This is a genomic window from Paraburkholderia madseniana (assembly GCF_009690905.1).
GTDB lineage: Bacteria > Pseudomonadota > Gammaproteobacteria > Burkholderiales > Burkholderiaceae > Paraburkholderia > Paraburkholderia madseniana.
This window is the reverse complement of sequence record NZ_VOSW01000001.1, coordinates 81,970-107,523: the sequence shown is the minus strand read 5'-3', so window position 1 is coordinate 107,523 and position 25,554 is coordinate 81,970. Positions and strand designations below refer to the sequence as shown.

At 62.4% G+C, this 25,554-nt stretch carries 23 protein-coding genes; 14 read left to right on the top strand and 9 right to left on the bottom strand.

The annotated features are described in order from the left end of the window. Positions 1-5 precede the first annotated feature (5 nt). Together FSO04_RS00450 and FSO04_RS00445 are read right to left on the bottom strand one after the other, a co-directional pair. Positions 6-524, bottom strand: a complete 519-nt coding sequence (locus FSO04_RS00450; protein ID WP_154557862.1) for a helix-turn-helix transcriptional regulator — start codon at positions 522-524, stop codon at positions 6-8. 113 nt (positions 525-637) lie between these two features. Next, positions 638-1,522 carry a LysR substrate-binding domain-containing protein gene (locus FSO04_RS00445; RefSeq protein WP_154558018.1) on the bottom strand — a complete coding sequence of 295 codons (885 nt, stop codon included), beginning with the start codon at positions 1,520-1,522 and terminating at the stop codon, positions 638-640. A 288-nt stretch (positions 1,523-1,810) separates the two neighbouring features. Here FSO04_RS00445 and FSO04_RS00440 point away from each other — a divergent pair, with 288 nt between their 5' ends. The 9 genes from FSO04_RS00440 to FSO04_RS00400 all read left to right on the top strand — a co-directional run bounded on the left by FSO04_RS00440 (position 1,811) and on the right by FSO04_RS00400 (position 11,299). After that, positions 1,811-2,542, top strand: coding sequence for an ABC transporter permease (locus FSO04_RS00440; protein WP_233464704.1), 732 nt, complete (start codon positions 1,811-1,813; stop codon positions 2,540-2,542). 4 nt (positions 2,543-2,546) lie between these two features. Beyond that, positions 2,547-3,593, top strand: a complete 1,047-nt coding sequence (locus FSO04_RS00435; protein WP_154557860.1) for an ABC transporter ATP-binding protein — start codon at positions 2,547-2,549, stop codon at positions 3,591-3,593. A gap of 26 nt (positions 3,594-3,619) precedes the next feature. After that, positions 3,620-4,720 (top strand): extracellular solute-binding protein, encoded by a 1,101-nt coding sequence (locus FSO04_RS00430; protein WP_154557859.1) that lies wholly within the window; start codon positions 3,620-3,622, stop codon positions 4,718-4,720. A gap of 10 nt (positions 4,721-4,730) precedes the next feature. Further along, positions 4,731-5,561: an ABC transporter permease gene (locus FSO04_RS00425; protein ID WP_166618130.1), complete on the top strand. Its 831-nt coding sequence runs from the start codon at positions 4,731-4,733 to the stop codon at positions 5,559-5,561. A gap of 58 nt (positions 5,562-5,619) precedes the next feature. Next, complete coding sequence (locus FSO04_RS00420) at positions 5,620-6,108, top strand: TIGR00725 family protein (RefSeq protein WP_154558016.1); 489 nt, start codon at positions 5,620-5,622, stop codon at positions 6,106-6,108. Positions 6,109-6,214: 106 nt separating this feature from the next. Beyond that, positions 6,215-7,414 carry a porin gene (locus FSO04_RS00415; protein ID WP_154558015.1) on the top strand — a complete coding sequence of 400 codons (1,200 nt, stop codon included), beginning with the start codon at positions 6,215-6,217 and terminating at the stop codon, positions 7,412-7,414. A 279-nt stretch (positions 7,415-7,693) separates the two neighbouring features. Next, positions 7,694-9,160 carry a trypsin-like peptidase domain-containing protein gene (locus FSO04_RS00410; RefSeq protein WP_168435510.1) on the top strand — a complete coding sequence of 489 codons (1,467 nt, stop codon included), beginning with the start codon at positions 7,694-7,696 and terminating at the stop codon, positions 9,158-9,160. A gap of 168 nt (positions 9,161-9,328) precedes the next feature. Next, on the top strand, positions 9,329-10,786 hold the full coding sequence (locus tag FSO04_RS00405) for an NCS1 family nucleobase:cation symporter-1 (protein ID WP_154557857.1): 1,458 nt from the start codon (positions 9,329-9,331) through the stop codon (positions 10,784-10,786). Positions 10,787-10,915: 129 nt separating this feature from the next. Then, on the top strand, positions 10,916-11,299 hold the full coding sequence (locus FSO04_RS00400) for a hypothetical protein (protein WP_154557856.1): 384 nt from the start codon (positions 10,916-10,918) through the stop codon (positions 11,297-11,299). A 136-nt stretch (positions 11,300-11,435) separates the two neighbouring features. Here the strand turns inward: FSO04_RS00400 and FSO04_RS00395 are convergent, their stop codons facing one another. Then, positions 11,436-11,894, bottom strand: a complete 459-nt coding sequence (locus tag FSO04_RS00395; RefSeq protein ID WP_154557855.1) for a hypothetical protein — start codon at positions 11,892-11,894, stop codon at positions 11,436-11,438. Between the two features lie 149 nt (positions 11,895-12,043). Further along, positions 12,044-13,057 (bottom strand): questin oxidase family protein, encoded by a 1,014-nt coding sequence (locus tag FSO04_RS00390; RefSeq protein ID WP_154557854.1) that lies wholly within the window; start codon positions 13,055-13,057, stop codon positions 12,044-12,046. An 83-nt stretch (positions 13,058-13,140) separates the two neighbouring features. Here FSO04_RS00390 and soxR point away from each other — a divergent pair, with 83 nt between their 5' ends. Continuing rightward, positions 13,141-13,629: a redox-sensitive transcriptional activator SoxR gene (gene soxR, locus FSO04_RS00385; RefSeq protein ID WP_154557853.1), complete on the top strand. Its 489-nt coding sequence runs from the start codon at positions 13,141-13,143 to the stop codon at positions 13,627-13,629. A gap of 90 nt (positions 13,630-13,719) precedes the next feature. On the opposite strand, the gene FSO04_RS00380 is transcribed toward soxR, so the two are convergent. Continuing rightward, a complete protein-coding gene (locus FSO04_RS00380) occupies positions 13,720-14,196 on the bottom strand; it encodes a MarR family winged helix-turn-helix transcriptional regulator (protein ID WP_154557852.1) in 477 nt (158 codons plus the stop codon). A 95-nt stretch (positions 14,197-14,291) separates the two neighbouring features. Here FSO04_RS00380 and FSO04_RS00375 point away from each other — a divergent pair, with 95 nt between their 5' ends. The 3 genes from FSO04_RS00375 to FSO04_RS00365 all read left to right on the top strand — a co-directional run bounded on the left by FSO04_RS00375 (position 14,292) and on the right by FSO04_RS00365 (position 15,730). Next, positions 14,292-14,660, top strand: coding sequence for an antibiotic biosynthesis monooxygenase family protein (locus FSO04_RS00375; RefSeq protein ID WP_154557851.1), 369 nt, complete (start codon positions 14,292-14,294; stop codon positions 14,658-14,660). Between the two features lie 132 nt (positions 14,661-14,792). After that, a complete protein-coding gene (locus FSO04_RS00370; protein ID WP_154557850.1) occupies positions 14,793-15,224 on the top strand; it encodes a hypothetical protein in 432 nt (143 codons plus the stop codon). A 203-nt stretch (positions 15,225-15,427) separates the two neighbouring features. Next, entirely contained in the window at positions 15,428-15,730 is a 303-nt protein-coding gene (locus tag FSO04_RS00365; RefSeq protein ID WP_154558014.1) for a VF_A0006 family four-cysteine protein, read from the top strand. 46 nt (positions 15,731-15,776) lie between these two features. Here the strand turns inward: FSO04_RS00365 and FSO04_RS00360 are convergent, their stop codons facing one another. Continuing rightward, positions 15,777-16,388, bottom strand: coding sequence for a TetR/AcrR family transcriptional regulator (locus tag FSO04_RS00360; RefSeq protein WP_154557849.1), 612 nt, complete (start codon positions 16,386-16,388; stop codon positions 15,777-15,779). 180 nt (positions 16,389-16,568) lie between these two features. Between FSO04_RS00360 and FSO04_RS00355 the strand changes: the two genes are divergently transcribed. Next, positions 16,569-17,603 (top strand): saccharopine dehydrogenase family protein, encoded by a 1,035-nt coding sequence (locus FSO04_RS00355; RefSeq protein WP_154557848.1) that lies wholly within the window; start codon positions 16,569-16,571, stop codon positions 17,601-17,603. A gap of 23 nt (positions 17,604-17,626) precedes the next feature. Here FSO04_RS00355 and FSO04_RS00350 read toward each other — a convergent pair whose 3' ends face one another. The 3 genes from FSO04_RS00350 to FSO04_RS00340 are packed head-to-tail and all read right to left on the bottom strand — an operon-like array spanning position 17,627 to position 25,544. Next, positions 17,627-19,108, bottom strand: coding sequence for an efflux transporter outer membrane subunit (locus tag FSO04_RS00350; protein ID WP_154557847.1), 1,482 nt, complete (start codon positions 19,106-19,108; stop codon positions 17,627-17,629). Then, positions 19,105-22,416 (bottom strand): efflux RND transporter permease subunit, encoded by a 3,312-nt coding sequence (locus FSO04_RS00345; RefSeq protein WP_154557846.1) that lies wholly within the window; start codon positions 22,414-22,416, stop codon positions 19,105-19,107. Before FSO04_RS00345 ends, FSO04_RS00350 begins: the two co-directional genes overlap by 4 nt. Beyond that, complete coding sequence (locus FSO04_RS00340) at positions 22,413-25,544, bottom strand: efflux RND transporter permease subunit (protein WP_154557845.1); 3,132 nt, start codon at positions 25,542-25,544, stop codon at positions 22,413-22,415. Before FSO04_RS00340 ends, FSO04_RS00345 begins: the two co-directional genes overlap by 4 nt. Positions 25,545-25,554 lie beyond the last annotated feature (10 nt).

The window sequence follows — 25,554 nt, the reverse complement described above, 5'->3', positions numbered from 1 at the left end:
GATGGTCAGAATGTATCTTTGGCCACGCGGCGGCGCTTCTCCAAAACTGCGATGTTGAGGTCGGGTCGCTGCGCGGCCTTGAGGACGCAGGCGGGCACACGGTCGAGTTGAGGCATGTTGGCCTGAGCCTCGAGGCGCAGGGCGCTGGGGCTTTGGCCGGTGATGTCGCGGAAGATGCGGCCGAAGGTGCCCAGGCTCTCCCAGCCGGTGGCGAAGGCAATTTCCGTGATGCTGAGCTCGGTGTCGCGCAGGAGGGTGGTGGCCTGTTCGATGCGCCGTGTCAGCAGGTAGCGGTGCGGTGGGAGGCCGAAGGCCCGCTTGAAGGAACGTGCGAAATGGGCTTCAGAGACGCCGCTGACCTCGGCGAGGCGCTTGACGGGCCAGGCTTCGTGCGAGGCGGCGTCCATGCGGTCTTTGGCGCGTAGCAGTCGGCGCAGCAGGGCCGGGTCTTGCAACGCGTCCGCGCCGACCGGTGTGGGGGACGAGGCAAGCGGCTGGGCGTGATGGTCTTCGCGAAGGGGCATGAGTTCCGGGAGGGCCGACGGGATGCGGGTAGTTTAGGCTCAACGCGGGCACCCGCAAAGCGGCGCACTGGCGCCCGCTGAGGCCGACAACGCGTGTTCTGGCGCATTGAGTCTCAGACCTTGGACAACATCCATTCCCGGAAACGCTTCAACCCCGGTTGTGTTTCGATGCGCCCCGGGAAATAGCAGAGATAGTGTCCATGATCGACGTCGATCGGAGCCGTCAGCGGCTCAACGAGGGTGCCGGCCGCGAGGTTGTCGCGCACGAGAAAGGCTGGGATGAGCGCCAGTCCCAAACCGGCCTGAGCTGCCTGGATCAGCACGGAGTATTGCTCGAAACGCGGGCCTGCAAGCACATGCATATCGCGGACATCGTAGAACTCGGCCCATTGACTCCATACCTGTTCAGCCTGGCTGTGCAATAGCCGGGGCACACGCGCGGCATCCTGCAACCGTCGTAACGCATACCTTTGCTGACATTCGGGCGCGCAGACCAGCAGAAAAGTACGCCCGTCGATGTAATCGCATTGGACGCCCTCCCAACTTCCATCGCCATAGCGGATAGCCGCGTCCAGATCCAGCGGAAACGGATCGCCGTGCGCGAGGTGCCGGCTGAAGCTGATCGTGAGTCCCGGGGTGCTTGACAGGAATTCCGGTAGGCGGGGAATCAGCCATTTGGTCGTGAATGTCGGCACGCTCGCGATCGTCAGCACGTCGCTCTGCCCGGCGGCGCTCATGAGCTCGAGCGACGCGTTGCCCAGGTCGCGCAACGGGGTGGCCACGCGCGCGAGGTAAAGGCTGCCCGCCCGGGTGAGCGCAAGGTTGCGGCCGTCCCGAATGAATAACTGCACGCCGAATGAATCTTCAAGGCTGGCGATCTGCCGGCTGACCGCGCTGGGCGTCAGTCCCAGTTCACGCGCCGCCCTGGAGAAGTTCAGATGTTTGGCGGAGCTTGTGAAGGCGAGTAATTCGGTGACGTTCGGGTAAAGGTGTTTCATTGGTCTGGCGTCGAAGTATTCCGGATGCGCACAGCGCAATGCGTGTTTTGTACGTTTCTTTCATGACGACGCCATGTCGCATCCGCACACTTGCAAGCAAATCGAAATCTTGCGCCCCAGTCCAGTCAGGGCGCGCAGATTTCAGTCCGTTTCACGAGGAAAGCTTGCATGCAAACGCCTGCCGCACCGGTCATCCAGCCCCATGTTCCCGCTCGTCACAGCAGCGGGGGCTTTGCGTCGATCCAGCGCGTCGCGCTTCATGCCGTGGTGGTGCTCTTCGCGATCTACATGCTGCTGCCGATCGCTCTGCTGCTGATCGGCGCGTTCGGTGAAACGTGGACCAACACCTTGCTGCCGACCGGCGTCACCGGACACTGGTTCGCCGACCTCGCCGTCAACACGAGTTTCCGGCGCGCTTTCGGCGTGAGCCTGATGGTCGCATTGGCGTGTTGCTGCGCGGCTGCCGTGATCGGTTTGCCGCTCGCGTATGCGCTGCACTACCGCTCGCTCTCCGGGCGCGGCATGACCGCGCGGCTGGTCGCGTTGCTGCCGGTCGGGGTGCCCGCGCTCACGCTGGGTTTCGGTTACATCGCCATCTTCAGCGGCGACACGCTGCCCTGGCTCGGATCGTTGCCGTTGCTGATTGCCGCCCATACGGTGCTGACCTTGCCCTACCTCACGCAAACGCTGCTTAGCGACTTGCGCCACCTCGGCATCGCGCGCCTCGAAGCGTGTGCTGCGACGCTTGGCGCCACGCCGCTTCGGCAGTTCTTCACGATCGTTTTGCCCAACCTCCGGCAGAGCCTGTTCTCGGGACTCGTCATGGTGGCCGCACTGTCGATCGGGGAATTTCAGGTGTCCAACCTGATCGCCGGCTTTCGCTACCGGAACTATCCGGTCGTGCTGTTGCAGGCGTTTTACGGCGCGACCGGCATGGCGTGTGCCGCCACCGTGGTGCTGCTTTGCCTCGCGGTGATCGCGACCCTGGTATCGATCAACACTGTTCAACGACTGAAGTAAAACGATGAGCCTCCAGTTCGACAACGTGAGCTTTACTTATCCCGGCGCGCAACACGGTATCGAAGCCGTCACGCTGTCGGTCACGCCGGGCGAACTGCTCGCCGTGATGGGCCGCAGCGGTTCCGGCAAGTCGACGATCCTGCGGCTGACTGCGGGTCTGCTGGACGGCTATCGAGGACGGATCGCGATCGACGGGCGCGACGTGGCGGGTGTTCCGGTGTGGCGCCGCGAGGTCGGCATGGTGTTCCAACAATACGCACTTTTTCCGCATCTGAACGTGCTGGACAACGTGGCCTACGGGCTGCGGATGCGCGGCATCGATGCCGCGAAACGCCGGGCTCGCGCGCTCGACATGCTCGAACGGGTCGGTCTTGCCGAGCATGCCGGGCGGCGTACGACCTTGCTGTCGGGCGGGCAACAGCAACGCGTCGCGCTGGCTCGCGCGCTGGCGTTCGAGCCGAAGGTGCTGCTGCTCGACGAACCGCTTGCCGCGCTCGACGCAGGCATTCGTCAGCAGCTACGCGACGAGATTCGCACGCTGCAGCGCGCATGCGGCGCCACTACCCTGCTGGTCACGCACGATCAGGACGAAGCGTTGAGTCTTGCGGACCGCGTGGCCGTGGTCGACGGCGGGCGTGTCTTGCAGGTGGATACGCCTGAACGTCTCTACGAGCAGCCGGTATCGACCCAGGTCGCGCGCTTCGTCGGTCATTCGAGCGTGATGCCGGGGCGCGTGATTGCGAACGGCACGGTCGACGTTTCCTTTGCGCTGCTGTCCGCCGATACCCGTGCTTTCCGCCCTGGCGATCAGGTGGAGGTCCTGCTTCGTCCCGAGCACGTGCAGCCCGATCCGCCGGCGAACGCGGTTAACCGGCTCGCCGGTCGCCGCGCCGAGGTGCGCTACTTCGGGGCGACGTGCCGCTATGACTTCGTTCCGGATTCCACGCAAAAACCGCTTCTGTGCGAAGGACGCCGTCTTGCCGAACACGCCATCGCCATCGACCCCGAACACTTGCGCGTGCTGCCCGCGCCGACCGGTCAATTTTGCTAATTCACCTTGTTTGACGGAGAACCAGAATGTTTGCAGGGCTTAGTCTTTTGTCGCGAGTCCGCCGTATCGCCGGAGTCGTTTGTGCATTGTCGATACTGACCGCCGCGTCTGGCGCACATGCCGCGCCGGCCGCGCCGCTTTACCCCGGAGAAGACGCGTTGTACGCGAAGGCCGCGGATGAAGGACTCGTCGTGTCGTTCGACACCGGTCCCGAATGGGCCAACTGGAAGGCGCTGTTCGCCGAGTTCAGAAAGCGCTATCCGAAGGTCGAGATTACGTACAACGATATCGGCTCGGCCGCGACGGTGGTGGCGCTCGACAAGTCGCGCCGACGTCCGCAGGCCGACACTGCGTACTACTTTGCAGCCTCCGCACTGGACGCCGTCAACAAGGACGTGGTGGCGCCGTTCAAGCCGCTCAATTTCGACAAGCTGCCGCCGGTGTTTCGCGAGCGCGACGGCCGCTGGTTTACGGTCCATTCGCTGAACATCGCCCTGCTGGTCAACCGGAAACTGATCAAGGACGTCCCGCAGGGTTGGGCCGATCTGCTCAAGCCCGAGTACCGTAACTCGGTGGTCTATCTGGATCCGCGTTCGACCGGACAGGGACAGGTCGCGGTCTTCGCTGCGGCTTATGCGTTCGGCGGCAGCGTCGACAATCCGAAGCCGGGTGCCGACTTTTTCGGCAAGTTGCGCGAAGCGGGCAACGTGATGCGCGTCGAAGGCACCACTCCGTACGCGAAGTTCGTCAAGGGCGAGATTCCGATCCTGATCGGCTACGAAAACGACGGCCTCAAGGCGAAGTACGCCGACGGCATGGGCGACGCCGTCGAGGTCGTGATCCCGAAGGAAGCGACGGTGTCCGCACCGTACGCCATCAGCCTCGTGAAGGACGGCCCGAATCCGAACGCGGCGCGTCTGTGGTTGAACCTGGTTATGAGCGACGTCGGCCAGGCGCTGTTCGCGCAAGGCTACGTGCGTCCCGCGGTGCCTGACGTGCAGCTCTCGGCGGACATCCGCGCGAAGATGCCCGACGTGCCGCAGATGCATCCGCTCGACGTGGTCAAGGCCGCGGCGAAGAAAGCGGAAGTCGACCAGTTGTGGGCGCAGGCAGCGCTCGCGAAATAAGGGGCGGCAGATGGGAACTTCCTCGATGAACGAAGGGCTCGCGCGGCGTTTCGGCGCGGTTCCGGCGGGCCTCCTTCTCGCCCTGTTCTTTGCGCTGCCGCTCGGCGCATTGCTGGTTTCGGCGGCTGAGGGGAACGGCGAGGCCTTCGTGCGCCTCGCTCATGATCCGCTGGTGGTCAGTGCGCTCGGTCACTCGCTCGCGCTGGCGCTCGCCGCCGGCACCGTGTCGCTGGCGGTGGGGCTGCCGCTTGCGATGGTGCTGGCCGGACAGCCGCCGCAGCGGCGCGGCTGGTTGCTCGCGTTGCTCGGCGTGCCGTTGGCGTTTTCCGGCCTGGTGATTGCGTACGGGTTCATTCTCGCCTTCGGCCGCGCCGGCTTCGTGACGAGCGTCCTCGCCCGCCTCGGCGCCGACCCGGCCACGGTCGGGGCGCTGATCTATACGACCGCGGGTCTGGTCGCGGCCTACGCGTACTACCTGATTCCACGCGTGGCGCTGATGCTCTATCCGGCGATTGCCAACCTGGACCGCCGTCCGATCGAGGCCGCGCTGACACTGGGCGCGTCACCTCTGCGAGCGCTCTTTGACGTGGCGTTGCGGGAACTGTGGCCATCGGTCGCCGCGGCCTGGTGTCTCGTCACATCGATTGCACTGGGAACCTACGGTACCGCACTCGCGCTCGCCGGGACGCAGATCAATATCGTGCCGCTACTGATGTACCTGAAACTTTCAGACGGACAGACGGATTTTCCGCAGGCAGCCGCGCTTTCGCTGGTGTTGATGGCGGTCTGTACGTGCGTTCTGGCACTAGGAGAATGCCTTGCACGGCAACGACGACACTGAATGGTCCAACGCAGCGTATCTGGCGCTGCAGAGATTGGCAGTTCACCAGACGGGGCCAATGCGGCATGCGATGCCGGTCGGATTGATCGGTCCTAGGGAGGCCACACTGGAACAACTGCAGGCGGCGAGAAACCTGAGCTACGCGTTAGCGGGCACCGGCATGACGATTCTCTGCGGCGGCAAAGGCGGGGTGATGGAAGCGGCCGCGTTCGGCGCAAAACGCGCGGGCGGCATCGTGATCGGCCTGCTGCCCGAGGACGATGCGAACGAGGCTAACCCGTTTCTTACGGTGGCGCTGCCAACCGGATTGGGCATCACAAGAAATGCGTTGATTGCGCGCGCTTCGCTCTGCCTCATCGCGATAGGAGGCGGGTTGGGCACGTTGTCGGAGATGGCGCTTGGCCTGCAGTGGAACAAGCCCGTCTTCACGCTGCTAGGTGCACCTTTGGTACGGGGGGCCGAGGTGTTCGACGATGTTGATACGCTCGTCGTCAGCGTGGCGAACTGGCTTGTAACCGCGAGACAGACGCAAACAGCCAAAGAGTGAAACGGAATGCGGGCGCGAGTCACCGACTCGCGTCCGAGGCTCTGATGTAACAGGTATTCAAATCAGTTTAATCACTTCTCTCTAATAAATAGGCATCCTTATCATGATGAAAAAAACCGCCGTGACATTGCTCGCGATGAGCAGCCTGTCGCTCACCGCACACGCACAGAGCAGCGTGACCCTGTACGGGATTGTCGACGCAGGTCTTGGCTATACGAGCGGCCAACGCGTCTTGCAGATCAAGGGCGCGGCAGGCAAGCCGGCCGTCTACAGTAACGGATCGAGCTATGGGTTTGCGAGCGGCACCTGGTCAGGCGATCGCTGGGGGCTGAAGGGCAACGAAGACCTGGGTGACGGCCTGTCGGCGGTGTTCCAGTTGGAGAACGGCTTTAACATCGGTACGGGGCAGCTCGGTCAGGGCGGCCGCGAGTTCGGTCGTCAGGCATGGATGGGATTGTCGAGCACGAAACTCGGCAAGCTCACGCTGGGTCGCCAGTACGATCCGATCGTCGACTTCGTCGGCAGCATCAGCGCGGGGACCTTTCTGACGGGCATGGGCGCGCACCCCGGCTATCTGGATAACATCGACAATCAGGCGCGCGAGAGCAACTCGATCAAGTACACGAGCCCGGTATTTTCGGGGCTTCAGTTCGGCGCACTGTACGGTTTCGGCGGTCAGGCGGGCAGCGTCAAGAATCAGAGCACGTGGAGTTTGGGCGGCCAATATACCCGCGGTCCGTTCGCCATCGGCGCGGCCTACATGCAGGCGACCAACGCTTACGGGGCCAATGGCGGCGCCTGGACCAGCGCGTATGACGGCACATTCGCTTCGTCGATCAACGAAGGCTTTGCGTCGGCAAAGAACCAGCAGATCATTGCCGCTGCAAGCACGTATCAGATCGGCTCGGTGACGCTCGGTGTGTCGTACAGCAATACGCAATACCAGGCCGGCAGCTTCTCGTTGTTCTCCGGCAAAGAGACGTTCAACTCGGCGGGCGCGACGGTGTCCTGGCAGGCGACGTCGGCGCTGCGCATCGCCGCGGGTTACGACTACACGCAGGGCAGTTCTATCAAAGGCGAGTCGGCGCCGAAGTACAACCAGTTCAACCTCGCCTCGTATTATTTCCTGTCCAAGCGCACGGCACTTTACGGACTGGTCGGTTACCAGAAGGCGAGCGGCAAGACGCTCGACGCATTCGGCAATACGGTCAACGCGACGGCCTCGGTCGGCGACGTGGGGAACGGAATTTCGTCGGCGAACAATGTGCAAACACTCGTTCGAGTGGGTATCCGGCAGACGTTCTAAGGCGCGGGCGGCGCACCTCGCCGCCTCACCGATATCCGTCACGTGAACTGGATAGCCGACACGCGCAAAACGCTGGATCGCGGCGCTGCCGCGACTCGCTGTGCCGGCCGTGACCGTACCCCAGGATTAGCACTCCCTTTAATTTCCCCGCCTCTCCGCTATAAATCATAGTAGGGGAGGGCTGCGTATTGTCGTACCGGCACGGTCGATGCATTCATGTATCGACCGGCCTGTGATCGCGCGCCTGTCCCTGGCATCACACCGCCATGGAGGTGCACTGTGTTTGCCCCGACTCTTGCGCGCACGTTGCTCCAAGCTGCCCTGATAGCGGCGTTTCTCTCCGGCTATCTGTGCCTGCCTCCGGCGGCGAATGCCGCGACCGTCGCTCCGCCGCCTGCCAAGGAGAAGCGGGTTCCACCGGCCAGCGCTTCAGCATCGGTCGACTTCCCTACCATCGTGGAGCGATATGGGCCCGCCGTCGTGAATATCAGCGCGACGGCGTCTGAGCAGTCATCGTCGATACCCGCTCCCGCAGCAATCGATGCGGACGATCCCATTCTTGCCTTCGTCAAGCATGTGACGCCGAAATCGCAGGCGTCTCAGGACGGTTCAGCACGCGCCATGACGGGTATGGGCTCCGGTTTTATCGTCAGCCCCGACGGCCTCATTCTGACCACCGCCCACGTGGTGGATCAAGCCGACGAAGTGACGGTCAGACTCACCGATCGACGCGAGTTCAAGGCGAAGGTCTTGGCGGTCGACGCCCAGAGCGATGTCGCGTTGATTCAGATCGATGCCACGAAGCTTCCGACCGTCAAACTTGGCGACTCGTCACGGGTGCGCGTCGGCGAATCGGTCCTGGCGATCGGCTCGCCCGACAGCTTCGCGAATACCGTTGCAGCCGGCATTGTCAGTGCCACGTCTCGCACGCTCCAGGACGGGAGCAGTTTTCCCTTTTTCCAAACCGATATCGCTGCCAATCCGGACAATTCGGGCGGCCCACTGTTTAACCGTGCCGGCGAGGTGGTCGGCATCGATGTGCAGATTTACGCGGACTCGGACAGGTCCCCCAGCCTGGCCTTTGCCATTCCGATCAACATGGCGGCCAAGGTGCGATCGCAGGTGCAAGCCGCGAAAGCGACCTCTCCTGGCGGTCTTGGCGTGGAGGTGCAGGACGTCGGCCCTGGACTCGCCGTGGCCTTTGGCCTGCCGCGACCGGCAGGTGCGCTGGTCAATTCCGTCGCGCCCGGCACAACGGCCGCCGCGAGCGGCCTCAAGCCAGGCGACGTGATCGTCCGGATCGGCGACAAGCCGATTGATCGCTCGACCGAACTCGGCGAGGATGCAGCCGCTTTGCCGCCCGGGACGAAAACCACACTCAAGCTGATCCGCAATCGAAGGCCGATGACACTCACAGTCATGGTCGGCGCGTCCGCGGAAAGCCCCAAAGCTCGACCAGTCGAAGGCGGCTCAGGTTCAGGGGATCGCCTGGGTTTGAGCATGCATCCGCTGACTGAAGACGAGCGGCGCGCGAGCGACCTGGCCGTTGGTCTGATGGTGGACGGCGTTGATGGGCCGGCGGCAAGCGCCGGCATCCAGCCTGGCGATATCGTCCTGTCGCTCAATGACACGCTGGTCGAAACGCAGGCGGACGTGGCCGCGCTGGAAGCAAAGGCAGGGAAACAGGTCGCCGTGCTGATCCAGCGCAATCACGCCCGCAGTTTCGTTTCGGTCGCGGTTAGATGATCAGCAGGCTTGCGCCAGCACGCATCTCGACCAGGGTTAACCCATTCGAAACGAGGCGGCAAAGCACATACAGTTCTGACATACCAGCAGGCTTCAGACGCGGGTAGATCTCCGCCCGGCGTGTCCGGCGGTGTTTCCTTGGTTCCACGAGATCAAAGGAGATGACAGATGGAAATCCGCGATCCTTCCCCCGGCCTCTACAACGAAGATCTCGCACCCGCCAGGCAGCGCAACTGGGGTGCGTTCAGCATCTTCAACGTCTGGACTTCGGACGTGCACAGCCTCTGGGGCTACTACCTCGCCGCCAGCCTGTTCCTGCTGTGCGGCAGCTTTATCAACTTCGTGCTGGCGATCGGGCTCGGCTCGCTGGTGATCTTCGCGCTCATGAACCTGATCGGCTACGCCGGCGAGAAAACCGGCGTGCCTTATCCGGTGCTGGCGCGCGCCTCCTTTGGCGTGTGGGGCGCCAATCTGGCAGCCATGGTGCGCGCCGTGGTGGCCTGCTTCTGGTACGGCGCGCAGACGGCGGCCGCGTCGGGCGCGATGGTCGCGTTGCTGATTCGCAGCGACGGCCTGATGGCGTTCCACAAGGGCACGCAGGTACTGGGCCACTCAGGGCTGGAGGTGATCTGCTACGTGATCATCTGGGCGCTGCAGCTACTCATCATCCAGAAGGGCATGGAAACGGTGCGCAAGTTCCAGGACTGGGCCGGTCCGGCGGTGTGGGTCGCGATGCTGATTCTTGCGATCGGCCTGTGTGTGAAGGCCGGCGGCTTCTCGTTCACCCATGGCATTCCGATGGACGTACTGCTCCAGAAGACCGGCGACGCCGGCGTCAGCGGCGAGCCCGGCTCGTTCTGGGCGCTGATGGCCGTGGGCGCGACCTGGATCACCTACTTCGCAGCGCTCTACCTGAACTTTTGCGACTTCTCGCGCTACGCGAAAAATCGCGACGCAGTGAAAAAAGGAAATTTGTGGGGCCTGCCGGTCAACCTGATCGCGTTCTCGCTGGTCGCCGGCGTGACCACCATCGCCGCCTTCAAGGTGTACGGCGAGGTGCTGCTTCACCCCGAACAGATTTCGGCCAAGTTCGACAGTTGGGTGCTGGCGCTTATCGCGGCACTGACCTTCGCGGTCGCCACGCTGGGGATTAACGTGGTGGCCAATTTCGTCTCGGCGGCGTTCGACATCTCCAACACGTTCCCCAAACGGATCAGCTTCAAAAGGGGGGGCTACATCGCCGCGGCCATCGCGCTGGTGCTCTATCCTTTCGCGCCGTGGGAAGGCAACGCCGCGCATTTCGTCAATGCCATCGGCGCCACGATGGGCCCGCTGCTGGGGATCATTCTGGTGGACTACTACCTGGTGGCCAAAGGCAATATCAATGTTGCAGCGCTCTATCAGGAGCACGGCGAGTATCGCTACGAAGGTGGCTGGAACGTCAACGCACTGGTCTCCGCGGCGGTCGGCAGCGTGTTTTCGACCTTCCTGCCAAACTTCACCAATCTGCTGCCGGTCTGGTGGAATACCTATGGATGGTTCTTCGGCGTGGTGATCGGCGGCGGCATGTACCTGATCATGGCCACGCTGCGGCCGCGTGCAGCGATCGCGCCGACCCGTGCCTGAAGGTTTTCCTGGCGCGCCGGTGGGGGCGGCTCCCGGCCTCTGGCGCGCGGAACAGGCACGGCAACAATGCTTATGGTTGGCCGTCGCCGGTCATGCTAGGATTTCTCGCAAACAACTCCGGAGACTGCTATGCCGTTCATCTGCGAAAACGTTGAATGTCGCGCCGTGCTGGCCCGCGGGCAGGTTAGATCCATTCACGAGGACGCGGGGTGGTGCTTCTACTGCCCAGACTGCAAAACGAGGAACGCGTTAAAGGATATCGGTGAGCCGGGCGGTCACGTTGAGTTGGTTCAACCGGAGAGATCCGGTCTCCCGCACAAGGTGATTGCAACGGCTCGACCGCTGGAGGACGGCAAGTACGCGGCGCAATTGCGCGTGCAAAGGGCACTCGGTATGAAAGGGACTTACGCGGTCGAAGAACACTGGGAACAGCTCGGTGTATTCCCAGACCCGAACCAGGCTGTCGCGCATGCGAAGTCTATTGCGGCAGACTTGCTGGACCGAAAGGCCTAGTCCCGAGCGCAACGCTGGATTCAGCCGCGCACACCGTGCGCGGCTCCTGACGGCTGGCCCATGACCGTAGTTCCGCGCGACGCGACAACAGGGTGTTGATCAGCGCCGGTGCCGGCGCAGCGAAGGTCGACATCACTCACGGCGCATCGACGGGAGCGAGCTTGATAAATAGTTTCGCTGCTTCGTTGCCGTGCGACAAAGCGCGCAGTGCAAGGGTGAGCGCTAGCTGCGCATCGTGGGCGACCGCACTACGGTCCTGATCGAAGAGCTTGACGGCGTGGCGCATATGCTGGGCCGCCTGATCGTGAAGCTCGGCCGCCATTGCGTGCTGTTTTGCGGCGTTCGTGTTATCTGCGCCAGAGCCGGTCGATGCCGGTGCGACCGGCGGCGTGTTCGCGCTGTGTGCGCCGGCGTCGTGTGCCTGATCGATCGCGTGCAAGGTATGGCCATGGGCCATCATCGCCTGATGTGCGGCGTGGGCATAGTCTTTACCCGCCTCGAAATGCCGCGACGCCCCGCGGTGAAATCGCGCTGCCTGCTCGTGATGTGACGCGGCGGCTTCAAGATGATCTTTTTTGTTGTGCTTCGTGCTCATACCGGCTCCTGTAAGTCCATAAGACCAACGCCGATGACGACCGATTCGAAGACCAGTGGCGGGTCGAAAACCACTGGATTCGAATTTACACGCACTTGCACTCCCGGTGACGTTTTCGTCGCACGGAATAGTTCGACAACTGACTGCGTTCAGCCAGACAACCCTGTAACTATGCGCGCCGCTGACGCCAGGTAAAGAGGTGATGGATTGCGACGGTTCTCGCAAAGACACGTGTACGCCAACTTGATCACATGATCGTCGTTTGACGCCACGGCCATCCGGCACACGTCGTCCCAGCCAACGACAACGTCAGGCGACTCTATTTCAACGTTCGCGGGCCTGCGAACCGTTGCATACGCCGCGCACAGCGCAATCCACAAGCCGGGCAGCAATTGTTCCGCCAACGCGTCAGACAATTGTGCCAGGAGGATCCGAGCCGCGTGTGTCGCAGTAACCGTGTGAAGCACCGTGAAGTCCGGCGAGCGCCAGTAGGCGCTAATCGTCGCCCGCGCCAGGTCGTCGAGTAAGGACACAGTAACCGGAGGCGCAAGCACAGCCTGCCTGAACCGCACATCGCATGCAACGGCGCGCAAGCGTGACGTGATCGAGTCGCCCTGTACAACACTGTCGTCTATTGCACGTACGACGCTGTCAAACCCGGCATCGACGTTTTTTGCTGTGCGGGACCCGTCGAAACAGGCGTCAATCGGCAGATGCGACGAGATTAACGCGGCCAGGCCGGAGGCGATTTCGCCGGGATGCACCGCCTCGATGCCGTATGCCAAGCGGATAAGCGCGTGAAAGGCCTGCGTTGCCGGTGCGAACGGCACCTCTTCCAGCACTGCCGCGATGACCGGGACGGCGCCGGCTTCGACGATCCAGTCTAGAAAACACAGGCGCAAGGCGCCGAATGCGGGGGCATTGCCGAGTTGCCGCGACCATTCGTGACGGCTGACGATTGTGTCGACAGGCGCCGCGCTTAATGCATATTCGCGCTCCCACATATCGAAGAATTCCTGCAGTCGAGCAGGCGACGCCCCCATCCCGGCCAACGCGACAAGCGCCATCGGACAATGGTTGGTTGTACCTCTGGCCATCAGGTCGAAGCGAGCGTTTGCATCCAGAAGCTCGTTCAATTTGAGCTTAACGGGGTCCTTGCGCATATTGTCGTCTCTCGATCAAAGGAACGAATCCATTGTGAAAGTTCAAGTAAACTTGAAGTCAAGAGAGAATTCGTGGAAACGTCATGAACGAGACGACGATTACAATTGGTGAACTTGCCAGACGCTCGGGCGTAGCCGCGAGTGCGATCCGCTTCTATGAGGAACAGGGGCTGATCAGCAGTACCCGAACAGAAGGTGGTCATCGGCAGTATCGAAGGGAGGTCCTCCGTCGCGTAGGGTTCATCCGCGCCGCACAGGCTGTCGGATTGAACCTTTCGGAGATTCGTTCTGCCCTTGAGACGTTGCCCGGGCAACGCACGCCGACCAGGCAGGATTGGCAGCGTCTCTCTCGCGCCTGGCAGCCTCTGCTTCAGGAACGCATCGACGGTCTTATTGCATTGCGCGATCAGCTTGCATCCTGCGTAGGTTGCGGGTGCCTTTCGCTGAAGTCCTGTTCTCTCTACAATCCCGACGATGTTGCCCGACGGCGGGGAAGCGGTCCGCGATATCTGTTGGGCGACACCTCGCGCGCTGTGTTGGCGGACGATGTCGCGGATAAGCAGAAGACGTGATGCGGCGGCAGTGATAACTCGCTAGTGAAGCGCTCACGCCGGCCTCCGTCGTCACGGCTCGATGCGTCAGCCGCCAAGACCTCCGCGCAATCACTCCAGATTTTCTGGGTCCATACTGTCCTCCAGATTTTTTCGCAGTCTCATCATGACGCGGCTTGCTGCCTCGATGTCCTCGACAGATAACCCGTCAGAGAGGCGGTTGACCCAAGCGACCTGAAGGCCCATGGCAGCGTCAAATGCTTGCCTCCCCTTGTCCGTCAAAACGACAAGTTGCGCGCGGCGATGGTGGGGGTTGACCTCGAATCTAACTAACCCTTCCTCTTCCAGGTCATTGACTATTCGCTGCACGTTTTGGCGATTGGCGCCCAGGTCCCGAGCGATCCACGCGACTGGCTGAGGCTGCTGCGCCGCGGTGATTGCGCCAAGGATCTGCCAGCGGGCGCTCGTGAGCCCGAGTTCCGCAACCAGGCGATCGCCCGCGGTCAGAAGTCGGCTATTCAGCCTGAAAAAATCGAGTATGAAGCTCGTCAGGGTCTCGCCGGCTGGCGTTCTCTTTGTCTTACGCATCTGTCACCATTGAAGTAAGTTGACATCATAGTGTCAATGCACTATAAATCAATCATGTCAAGTTGACATTATGCAACCAAACTGATGGAGCTACTATGCCGCAATTGCGTCCACTCGACCCTTCTTTCCCGATCGAACGTCAACTCGCCACTGACGCCGCCCCTGTCGTTCTTGTCAACGTTTTCACCCTAGACAAGGCTGACGAGCAGATTTTTCTTCAGGTCTGGCAGGACGATGCGGCGTTTATGAAGCAGCAGCCCGGCTTCATTTCGACACAACTTCACCGCGCAGTCGGTGAAAGTCCGACGTACCTGAACTATGCAGTGTGGGAGTCCACCGCCCACTTCCGGGCGGCGTTCACTCATCCGGAATTCAAGGCGAAGCTCACCGCGTATCCCTCATCGGCGATCGCTTCTCCGCACCTGTTCCAGAAGGTCGCAGTACCAGGTATTTGCGTGGGTTAGGGGCGCCCCGTCGGACTGGGTTCGACCAGATGCGAGCGTTCGACATGTCGACCAAAATTGACGACAATGCTCCCAAGAAAAATTGCGGATTGTGCTCCGTTGTCGGAGACGCCGCCGAACCCAAAAGGAAGCATGAAACGACTATTCCTCGCTGCACTCGCAGCCACCTCTTTCGCGACTTGCGTTCATGCGCAAAGCAACGAATCCGGACCGCTCGTCACGCCCGCGGGCAAACTGCAGTTCGAGCGCGTCGACCGTGATTTCGTGGGGATGCTCGACAAAGAGATTTTCGATCGCTTCGGTGCGAACACGCTCGCGCACTTCGATGATATCGACAGTGCAAATGACACCGTCACGCGTATGCTCGTGCAAACTGATTCAGGCCCGGTGCTGTACGACTTTCGTCACCATCCGCCGCTTGTGCAGCGCCTGGGTGAGCGCATGACGGTCAAGCGCGTGTTCTGGCAAAGCGATGAAGTCGTAATGCAAAGCTCGCAAGGCTGGTTCCGATTCAAGCGCGGCGTGCTGACGAAGCTGCAGTCGTCTACGACGACCTACCATTGATTACGCGCGCACTTCGAACGCACGCTCGCCAGCGACGATATACATCGGCTCGCCGCACACGCGACTGAACTGCTGAACGACTTCCGAACGCGGCTCAGTACTACGTGAATTCGGAGGTCGATTTCGGCCGATCATTACGTCGAGAACATCGAAATGCGATGGTACGATTATTCGCCTTCATCTCTGCGGCTCGTCCAGAATCCATGCGCAACCTCGCCTATCTGCTTCTCTCGATCACGCTCGCCTCGCCGCTCTCGGCCCAGGCGTTCGGCATGAACAATCCAGACTACGATCAATGTATCTTGCAATCGCTGAGGAACAGCCAAAGCAGCGTGGCGGCAGACGCGATCAGACGCTCGTGCGACGCGCTTTACAGAAACGGCGAGTTGCTCTTACCTCGCGAAAAATCGTATCACGTGTGTGTCCTGCAGAATGTGCAGAGCGTGAGAGACGAATTTGCGGTTCAACAGATTCTGAGAGCATGCCAACGCCAGAATCAGATGTGAGCTATTTCGGATTGCTGATGCCCCTCTCCCAAGCCTCCCGCACGGATCAGCCACGATTGTCCGCGACCGAGATCAGAGCAAGCGCCGCCGGCACGAGCGGCTGCGCTGCCTCCTTGTTTGCCAACTGTCCGTAGACGTAGGCGCCGTCGATAAGAAGTGCGATCTGGTTAGCCAGATTGTCCGGCCGGGCAACGCCGATTTGCTTCGCTAGCGTACCAAGACGGCGGCGCAACTCGACCTTATGCCTGAGGGCCACCACTCGCGCGGGATGATCCGGCGCCGGAAACTCGGTTGCCACGTTGAGAAAAGGGCAGCCGCGGTATTTCGGTGCGGCGATATCACGAGCGATCCACTTGAGGTGAGCCGTGAGCTCATCTCTGGGGGCGTTCCGGTGGCGTGTCGCGGTCTTGTCCCAATCGGCCCAATAATTCGCGTCGTCCCGCTCGAGCACCGCAGCGACAAGATCGTCCTTGGTCGTGAAGTGACGATAGAGACTGGTCTTCGCAACCCCTGAGCGTTCGACGACGAGATCGACGCCGACTGCTCTGACGCCTTCCCGATAGAACAACTCAGCCGCCGTATCGAGTATGCGTTCCCGGACGCTGGCGGAACTGGTGGTCCCGGCCTCTTTTGCGGTGGTAGGTGTGCCTCTGCTCATGACAAGTCCTCTTGAGAGACGGAAACTTTCTGCTTACCGATTACTGTACCAACATATCTCTTGACACGCTACAGATCTGTACTCTACTCTTCAAAAAAAGATACAGATCTGTAGCGTTGTTGTCTTGCCAAACTGCTGTCTCCCCGTTCGAAGAAACACCATAACAACTGGAGGTCTGCAATGACGTCGAATCAAACCGTGGTCGTCTTCGGCGCCTATGGCCACACCGGCCGCTTCGTGGTGTCTGAACTGGTCAGGCGTGACTGGAGACCTATCCTTTCCGGGCGCGATGCCAGCAAGCTGAACGCCCTCGGCGCCGCTTACCCCGGGCTGGACATTCGGCCCGCGTCGGTAGATGACCCGGATTCTCTCGACCGGGCGCTTGCAGGTGCGGCCGCTGTGATCAATTGCGCCGGCCCTTTCGCCAGTACGTCCGCGCCGGTGATCGAAGCCGCGTTGCGTGCACGGATTCCGTATCTGGACGTCGCGGCGGAGTTAGAGGCCAATCTGGATACGTTCAAGCATTACGCTGAACGGGCGCGCGAGGCGGGCATCGTGATCGTGCCGGGGATGGCATTTTTCGGCGGCTTGGGCGATCTCCTTGCCACGGCGGCAATGGGCGATTGGACGGCAGCGGACGAAATCTGCATCGCCTATGGGCTCAGTAGCTGGAAGCCGACGCTCGGCACAAGGGCGGCAGGCCAGGTGTCGCGGCAGCGTAGAGAGGGGCGGCGCCTTGTCTTTACGAAAGGGCAGATGGCGTTCCGCACGGACGCAGCGCCGGTTGGCGAATGGCAGTTCCCTGCACCGCTCGGCACGCAGCCGGTCATTGGAGAATTCACGATGGCAGATACGGTGACGATCGCGCGCCATCTGGAGACACCCGAGATACGCTCGTACATGACGGCCGTGGCGGTTAAAGACCTGTTGGAGCCGGATGAGTCGCCACCTGTCGCGGTCGACGAAAACGGACGCTCCGCGCAAACCTTCCTGGTCGACGTTGTCGTACGGTCGGGGGGCAACGAACGCCGTGCATCGGCAAGCGGTCAGGATATCTACGCAATCAGCGCGCCTCTGGTGGTTGAGGCGGTCAGGCGTGTCGTCAGTGGGCGGGTCCACGGAGCAGGCGTCTTCACCGCCGGCGAAGCCTTCGGCGCGCGTGACTTTCTGGAGTCGCTGCGTCATCAGGAGCATCTGGCATTGGAGATGCCGTGAATGGTGGCCCTGCTGTCAGGTGCTCACTGCGACGCTGCCTGCCTATCCGGATGCCGCGGATCATGCAACTGGTCCGCCGACCAGCCGCCGCCCAGATCGCCGAATAGCGACGCCGAGTCCAGCAAGCGCGTCTCCTGAACACTCAGCGCGGTCTGCTGAGTGGCCAACTGTGTGGCCTGCGCGGTCGCCACGGTCGTGTAGTCCACCGTGCCGGCCTCGTACTCGTTGAAAGCGATCTCGGCGCCGCGGGTTGCATCTTGTACAGCCGTATCCAGAACGACCGATTGCTCGGCCAAGATTCGCAATCCGGACAAGTCGTCTTCAACGTTCTGGAACGCCGTCAACACCGTGCCCCGGTAGTTGGCGACGGCCGCGTCGTAGGCTGCCTTTGCCGCGTCGACGTCGGCGCTGCGCAAGCCGCCGTCGAAAAGCGTTTCGGTGGCGCTGCCGCCCAGCGACCAGACGTAGTTGCCCACATTGAACAGACCGGACAACGGCGACTGCGTGAGCCCGGCCAACCCGGAAAGGGAAATCGCCGGGTAGTACGCCGACACCGCCACGCCGATTGCCGCGTTTTGCGCAGCCATCTTGCGCTCGGCGGCGGCGATATCGGGCCGGCGTTCGAGCAGCGTCGACGGCACGCCGACGGGCACACCCGGCAGCGTCGGCATCGTGGTGCTGTGCGTAATCGAAAGCTCTTCCGGATTCTTGCCCACCAGCACGGCGATCGCGTGCGCGTCTTGGGCGCGCGCCACGCCAAGAGCGATCAGATTGGACTGCGCCGTCTCGAGCTGGGCACGGGCACTAATCACGTTGGACGGCGGGATGGTGCCCGCCTGATCCTGGTCGGACACGACGTCCAGAAAGTGCTGGTAGGCCACGACCGTCCTTTGCAGAAGGTCGATATTGGCGTCGCTGGTGCGCAGTTGGATGATTGCCGTGGCCAGCGCCACCTGCTCGGAGAGCGTCGCATTGGCGAGCGTCGCTTCGCTCGATTGCGCCGTCGCGGCGTTTTCTTCGATCGTGCGCCGCACCTGGCCCCACAGATCCGGCGCCCAGCTGACGTTGCCTTCCAGCGAGGCCGAGTTGACCACTCTGGCGGCATTGCCGACCGAGCTACGCGCCTTGGTGCCCGAACCGGTTGCATCGATGGTCGGGAACAGGCCGGCACGCGCCGCCCGCACTTCTGCCAGCGCTTGCTGATAGTTCGCGTAGTCCGCGCGCACGGTCTGGTTCGACACCGACACCAGCGGTTCGAGCTGGTCCATCAGCGGATCGTTGAAGGCTGTCCACCAGTCGCCCTTCGGTTTGTCCGCCGCGGGCTCGGCTTGCGTCCAGCCCGGCAACTCCGAGTAGGTGGCGGCCACATTGACTTGCGGCCGGTGGTAGTCCGGGCCGACCATGCAACCGCTGGCCAGCAGGGCCAGCGCCGCGACGGCCAGCGGCCGAAGGGGGCCAAAGCGACCAAAGCGACCAAAGCGGTTACGGGAAATCTTCATCGTCATGCCCTCGTATCCGGTTGTCCGGGTTGCTGCGCGTCGCGATTCCATGGCAGGTTGGCGGACCATCTGACCAGCTTGAAACGCAAGCGGTCGAGGTAGAGGTAGATCACCGGCGTCGTGTACAAGGTAAAGACCTGACTCAGGATCAGGCCGCCCATCACCGTGATACCGAGCGGTTGCCGCAGCGACGCGCCCTGGCCAATGCCGATGGCCAACGGTACCGCGCCGAGCACGGCCGCGAAGGTGGTCATCATGATCGGCCGCAGACGGACCACGGCGGCCGAGTGAATCGCGTCCCTCGCTGGCATGCCTTCGGCGCGCTGCAAATGGATCGCGACGTCGACCATCATGATGCCGTTCTTCTTGACGATACCGATCAGCAGGATGATGCCGATCAACGCGATCACCGAGAACGGTGTGCCGAAAATCAGCAAGGCCAGTGTCGCGCCGATTCCCGCGGACGGCAGCGTCGACAGGATGGTCAGCGGGTGGATCGAGCTTTCATACAACACGCCGAGCACGATATACACCACGCCGAGCGCCGCCAGGATTAGCAGCGGCACCGTCCCCATGGACTGCGAGTAGGCCGCCGCCGCGCCGGCGAACGAGCCGTGGATGCTGGCGGGCATGCCGATCTCGCGGATCGTGTTGTTGATCGCCACGCCCGCCTTGCTCAACGAACCGCCCGCCGGCAGGTTGAACGAAATCGTCGCGGCCACGAGGCCGCTCTGGTGGTTCACCTGTGTCGACGTATGGCTGTTCGAGAACGAAGCCAGCGCCGCCAGCGGCACCATGGTTTCGGCTGCCGTGCTGTCCGCGCTGCCGGTCGAACTGCCGCCCTTGCTATTGGCAATGCTGTTGGTGGTCGCGTTGGCTTGCGCGTTCGAGTTGAGTGCGTTCGTGGTCGCACTGGCTTCGGTCGCCACAGTCACGCCCGACACCGTGGCACCCGGCATCTGCGTGCCCGCCGTGCCGGTGGGGTTGCCCGACGCCCTGCTCAGGTAAATCTGGTTGAGCGCTTGCGGGTACTGCCAGTAATCAGGCGCTACCTCCATCACCACGAAATACTGGTTGAGCGGGTTGTAGATGGTCGATACCGTCCGTTGGCCAAACGCGTCATACAGCACGTTGTCGACCTGGTTCGGCGCAAAGCCGTAGCGCGCCGCCGTCGAGCGATTGACGGTGACGTAGGTCTGCAGACCGTTTTGCTGCAAGTCCGAGTTCACGTCGAGCAACTGCGCGTGCTCCTTGGCGAGCGCGGCAACGAGTAGCGGTGTCCATTTGAACAGCGCGGCGGAATCGTCGCTGGTGAGCGTGTACTGATACTCGGCGGCGGATTGCCGTCCGCCGATTCGCAGATCCTGCTGTGCCTGGATAAAGAGCCGGGCGCCCGAGACCGCATTGAGCTTGGGCCGCAGGCGGTTCACGACCTCGGTGGCCGAGGCGTGGCGTTCCGCCAGCGGCTTGAGTTCGATGAACACGTTGGCGGTATTGAGCGCGCGGCCGCCCGTAAAGCCCGCTACCGAGGCCACTGCCGGATCCTTCTGCACGATCTCCTGCAATTGCGTGAGCTTCTTTTGCATCGCCGGAAAGGAGATGCTCTGGTCGGCGATGATCTGTCCAATCAGGATGCCCGTGTCCTGCTCGGGAAAGAAGGTGGCCGGCACCAGCTTGAACAGAAACACGTTGGCCACCAGCAGACCGATCAACAGCAGGATGACCAGCAGCGCATGGTCCAGTACGGCCGTGAGCGAGCGCGCGTAGGCATTCTTGAAGCGATCGAACTGCTTTTCGACCCATATCGCCCAACGGGCTTTCGAATGCCCGGCGTTGTCGCGGCTCAGCACGTAGGCGCACATGGCCGGCGTGACCGTCAGCGAAATCACCAGCGAGATCAGGATGGCGACGGAGAGCGTGACCGCGAACTCATGGAACAGCAGGCCGACGACGCCCGGCATCAGCATGATGGGGAGGAACACCGCGATCAGCGACAGGCTCATCGAGATCACCGTGAAGCCCACTTCGCCGCTGCCTTTCAAGGCGGCCTCTTTCGGGCTGAGCCCCAACTCCATGTGACGCACGATGTTTTCCAGCACCACCACCGCATCGTCGACCACGAAGCCGGTGCCGATTGTCAGCGCCATCAGCGAAAGGTTGTCGATGCTGTAGCCGAGCAGGTACATCGGCCCGAAGCTGCCCACGATCGACAGCGGCAGCGCGACGGCCGGCACCAGCGTGGCGCGCGGCGATTGCAGGAAAATGAACACGACGCCCACTACGAGCAGCACGGCGATGAACAGCGTGCGCTCGGTGTCGCCCACCGACGATCTGACCGACTCCGAGCGGTCGATGGCGATGCCCACGTGCACGCTGCTTGGCAGCGTCGCCTCGATTGACGGCAGGACTTTGCGAATCTGCGCGACGGTGCTCACAATATTGCTGCCCGGCATTGGATACACGATCACGAGGATGGCGGACTTGCCATTGAAGAGCCCGGCGTTGCGGATATTTTCGTTCGAATCCCTAACCTGGGCCACGTCGCGCAACTGGACCGGCGCGCCGTTGCGGTAGGCGACCACCAGGTCGCGATACGGCGCAGCATGCGTGATCTGGTCGTTGGACGTGACCACGTAGCGCTGGTCGCCCTCGTCGAGATGGCCCTTCGCGCTGTCGGCGTTGGCGGCGCTGATCGCCGCGCGCACGTCTTCCAGACCGATGCCGTAGCTGTTCAGTTTGCCCGGTTGCAATTCCACGCGTACCGAGGGCAACGCGCCGCCGCCAAGCGTGATCTGGCCCACCCCCTGGACTTGCGAGAGTTGCTGCTGGATCACCGAGTCCGCCGAGTCGTAGAGCTGTGCCTTGGTGAGCGTGTCCGACGTCAGCGAGAGCACCATGATCGGCGCATCCGCCGGGTTGTACTGGCGATAGCTCGGGTTGCTGCGCAGCGTGGTCGGCAAGTCGGCGCGCGCCGCCTGGATAGCCGCTTCGACGTCGCGCGCGGCGCCGTTGATGTCGCGCTTCAGGCCGAACTCGACTACGATCACCGACGAGCCGACGGAGCTGATCGAAGTCAGTTCTTCAACGTCGGCAATCGTGGCGAGCCGCCGCTCGAGTGGCTCGGCCACTGTGGTCCCCATGATGTCCGGGCTCGCGCCCGCCATGTTCGCCTGCACCACGATGACCGGAAAGGCGATGTTCGGCAACGGCGCAACCGGCAGCCGGAAGTAGGCGAGCGCCCCGGAGATCAGGATCGCTACGGCCAGAAGCGTGGTCGCGACAGGCCGCCGGATGAATAGCGCCGAGATGTTCAAGGCGTTTCCTCCGCACCGCCGCCAGGCGAACTCTCCGGTTTATTGCGGTTGCGCCAGCGTCTCGTACGCTCGGCCATTCTGTCGAAGAACAGATAGATCACGGGCGTGGTGAAGAGCGTCAGGATCTGGCTCAGCGTCAGACCGCCGATGATCGCGAGACCTAGCGGCCGGCGCAATTCCGAACCCGTGCCGCTGCCGAGCAGCATCGGCAGGGCGCCGAGCATGGCGGCGAGCGTGGTCATCAGGATCGGGCGGAAACGCAGCAGCGAAGCCTCGAAGATCGCCTCGCGCGGCGGCTTGCCGTGATTGCGTTCGGCATCCAGCGCGAAGTCCACCATCATGATGGCGTTCTTCTTGACGATACCAATGAGCAGCACGATACCGATAATGCCGATCACATCCAGGTCGCTGCCGGCGATCATCAGCGCGAGCAGCGCGCCGATACCCGCCGAGGGCAGCGTGGACAGAATCGTGACCGGATGGATGAAGCTCTCGTACAGCACGCCGAGCACGATATACACCGCGACCAGCGCCGCGATCAGCAGATAGACTTCGCTCGACAGCGAATCTTCGAATGCCTGGGCCGCGCCCTGCAGCGACGAGGTGATCGAAGGCGGCAGGTTCACCGACTGTTCGGCTTGATGGATGGCCGTGACGGCGGTGCTCAACGACGCATCTTTCGCGAGGTTGAACGAGATGGTGACCGATGGGAACTGCGCCAGATGGCTGATCACGAGCGGCGACTTCGTGATCTGGATCTTCGCGATGCCCGACAGCGGCACCTGGCCCGTGCTGCTGGTCTGACTTGGCAGGTACAGGTTGCCGATCGACTGCACGTTCGGCAGCGATTCCGGTTTGGCGACGAGAATCACGCGGTACTGGTTCGACTGCTCGAAGATTGTCGAGACGATCCGCTGGCCGAGCGCGTCGTACAGCGCGTTGTCGATCGTCGCGGGCGTAATGCCGAAGCGCGCCGCCAGTTGCCGGTTAACCTCGACGTTCACGCTGAGGCCGTCGGTATTCATGTCGCTTTGCACGTCGGCAAGCGAAGGAATCTGCTTCAGCTTCGCTATCAGTTCCGGCACGTACTTCTGGAACGCCTGCTGGCTCGGTCCGCGCAGCACGAAGCTGTACTGGTTCGGCGAGACTGTCGTGTCGAGCGTCAGATCCTGCTCGGGCTGCATGTAGAGCCTGACGCCCGGCACGTTGGCGACTTCCTGTTGCAGACGCCGGGCCACTTCTTGCGCCGTGTCGGAACGCTTGTCGCGGTCGCGAAGATTGATCAGGAAGCGGCCATTGTTCAGCGTCGAGTTCGTGCCGTCGATACCCACGTAGGAGGTCAGCGAGGTGACCTCCGGGTCTTTCAGGATCGCATCGGCGAGCGCGCCCTGGCGTTTCACCATCGCGGCGTACGACACCGAGTTGTCGGCCACGCTAATACCCTCGATCACGCCGACGTCCTGCACCGGAAAGAGGCCCTTCGGAATCACCACGTACAGGATGCCGGTCAGCACGACGGTACCGACGGCCACCACGAGCGTCAGCACCTGGTGATCCAGCACCCAGCGCAGCCCGCGCTCATAGGCGCCGAGCGTTTTGTCGAACAGGCCCTCGCTGATCCGCTCAAAGCGGCTCGGATGACGGTCGGCCTGTGCGCGCAACATGCGCGCACAGAGCATCGGCACCACGGTCAGCGACACGATTGCCGAGATCACGATGGTGACGGCAAGCGTCACCGCGAACTCGCTGAACAGACGCCCGATCACGCCGCCCATGAAGAGCAGCGGAATTAGCACGGCAATCAGCGAGATGGTCAGCGACAGGATCGTGAAGCCGATCTGACCCGCGCCTTCCAGTGCGGCTTCGAGCGGTGTCTTGCCTTCCTCCAGATAACGCACGATGTTCTCGATCATCACGATCGAGTCGTCGACCACGAAGCCGGTGGCGATGATGAGCGCCATCAGCGAGAGGTTGTCGATCGAGTAGTTCAACTGGTACATCACCGCCAGCGTGCCGATCAGCGACACCGGCACCGATATGCTCGGAATGAGCGTGGCGGGCACGTTGCGCAGGAATACGAAGATCACCGCGACCACCAGCGCGATGGCGAGAATCAGTTCGAATGCCGCTTCGGAGACCGACGAGCGGATCACGCCCGTGGTGTCCGACACCACCGTCACTTTCATGCCGGCCGGCAGCGTGGACTCGAGCTGCGGCAGTTGCTTCATGATCTGGTTGACGGTCGCGATCACGTTCGCGCCCGGTTGCCGTTGCACGTTGAGCACGATCGCCGGCGAGCCGTTGTACCAGGCGCCGCGCTCGACGTCCTGAGCGGCCTGACTGACCCGCGCGACGTCGCGCATGAATACCGGGGCGCCATTCTGGTAGGCGATCACCGTGTCCAGATAGTCCTTCGGATCGGTGATCTGATCGTTGCCGTTGATCGTGTAATCGAGGTCAGGGCCGTCGAAATTGCCCTTCGGCTGACTGACGTTGACATAGCTGAGCAGCGTGCGCAGATCGTCGATGTTCAGGCCGTAGGCAGCCAGCTTGTGCGGGTCCGCTTCGACGCGGATGGCCGGCACATTGCCGCCGCTCGTCGTGACCACGCCCACGCCCGACACTTCGGAAATCTTGGTGCCGAGACGGTTGTTGGCGATGTCTTCAAGCTGGGTCAGCGACATCGATTTCGACGTGACCGCGAGCGTCAGGATCGGCTGGTCGGCCGGATTGACCTTGGCATACGTCGGCGGCGCCGGCAGACCGGAGGGCAGATAGCTGTTGGAGGCGTTGATGGCCTGCTGGACGTTCTGCTCGGCGATGTCGAGGTTCAGCGACAGATCGAACTGCAGCGTGATGACCGACGCGCCGTCCGAGCTATACGAGGTCATCTGTTGCAAGCCGGGGATCTCGCCCAACTGCACTTCGAGCGGCGCCGTGACCGTGGTGGCCATCACGTCCGGGCTCGCGCCCGGATAGAACGTCTGCACCTGGATGGTCGGATAGTCGACGTTGGGCAGCGATGAAACCGGCAGCACGCGCATGGCGACGAGGCCCACCAGCACGAGGGCGATCATCAGCAGCAGCGTGGCTACCGGTCGAAGAATAAACAGACGGGAAATGTTCATCGGCGCGTGA

Bases quoted from the DNA above. Each gene is read 5' to 3' on its own strand.
- FSO04_RS00380 (WP_154557852.1), bottom strand. From the start codon at position 14,196: ATGCGTAAGACAAAGAGAACGCCAGCCGGCGAGACCCTGACGAGCTTC.
- FSO04_RS00435 (WP_154557860.1), top strand. From the start codon at position 2,547: ATGAGCCTCCAGTTCGACAACGTGAGCTTTACTTATCCCGGCGCGCAA.
- FSO04_RS00370 (WP_154557850.1), top strand. From the start codon at position 14,793: ATGAAACGACTATTCCTCGCTGCACTCGCAGCCACCTCTTTCGCGACT.
- soxR (WP_154557853.1), top strand. From the start codon at position 13,141: ATGAACGAGACGACGATTACAATTGGTGAACTTGCCAGACGCTCGGGC.
- FSO04_RS00420 (WP_154558016.1), top strand. From the start codon at position 5,620: ATGCGGCATGCGATGCCGGTCGGATTGATCGGTCCTAGGGAGGCCACA.
- FSO04_RS00360 (WP_154557849.1), bottom strand. From the start codon at position 16,388: ATGAGCAGAGGCACACCTACCACCGCAAAAGAGGCCGGGACCACCAGT.
- FSO04_RS00445 (WP_154558018.1), bottom strand. From the start codon at position 1,522: ATGAAACACCTTTACCCGAACGTCACCGAATTACTCGCCTTCACAAGC.
- FSO04_RS00400 (WP_154557856.1), top strand. From the start codon at position 10,916: ATGCCGTTCATCTGCGAAAACGTTGAATGTCGCGCCGTGCTGGCCCGC.
- FSO04_RS00405 (WP_154557857.1), top strand. From the start codon at position 9,329: ATGGAAATCCGCGATCCTTCCCCCGGCCTCTACAACGAAGATCTCGCA.
- FSO04_RS00440 (WP_233464704.1), top strand. From the start codon at position 1,811: ATGCTGCTGCCGATCGCTCTGCTGCTGATCGGCGCGTTCGGTGAAACG.
- FSO04_RS00430 (WP_154557859.1), top strand. From the start codon at position 3,620: ATGTTTGCAGGGCTTAGTCTTTTGTCGCGAGTCCGCCGTATCGCCGGA.
- FSO04_RS00395 (WP_154557855.1), bottom strand. From the start codon at position 11,894: ATGAGCACGAAGCACAACAAAAAAGATCATCTTGAAGCCGCCGCGTCA.
- FSO04_RS00375 (WP_154557851.1), top strand. From the start codon at position 14,292: ATGCCGCAATTGCGTCCACTCGACCCTTCTTTCCCGATCGAACGTCAA.
- FSO04_RS00450 (WP_154557862.1), bottom strand. From the start codon at position 524: ATGCCCCTTCGCGAAGACCATCACGCCCAGCCGCTTGCCTCGTCCCCC.
- FSO04_RS00340 (WP_154557845.1), bottom strand. From the start codon at position 25,544: ATGAACATTTCCCGTCTGTTTATTCTTCGACCGGTAGCCACGCTGCTG.
- FSO04_RS00355 (WP_154557848.1), top strand. From the start codon at position 16,569: ATGACGTCGAATCAAACCGTGGTCGTCTTCGGCGCCTATGGCCACACC.
- FSO04_RS00350 (WP_154557847.1), bottom strand. From the start codon at position 19,108: ATGACGATGAAGATTTCCCGTAACCGCTTTGGTCGCTTTGGTCGCTTT.
- FSO04_RS00425 (WP_166618130.1), top strand. From the start codon at position 4,731: ATGGGAACTTCCTCGATGAACGAAGGGCTCGCGCGGCGTTTCGGCGCG.
- FSO04_RS00415 (WP_154558015.1), top strand. From the start codon at position 6,215: ATGAAAAAAACCGCCGTGACATTGCTCGCGATGAGCAGCCTGTCGCTC.
- FSO04_RS00365 (WP_154558014.1), top strand. From the start codon at position 15,428: ATGCGCAACCTCGCCTATCTGCTTCTCTCGATCACGCTCGCCTCGCCG.
- FSO04_RS00390 (WP_154557854.1), bottom strand. From the start codon at position 13,057: ATGCGCAAGGACCCCGTTAAGCTCAAATTGAACGAGCTTCTGGATGCA.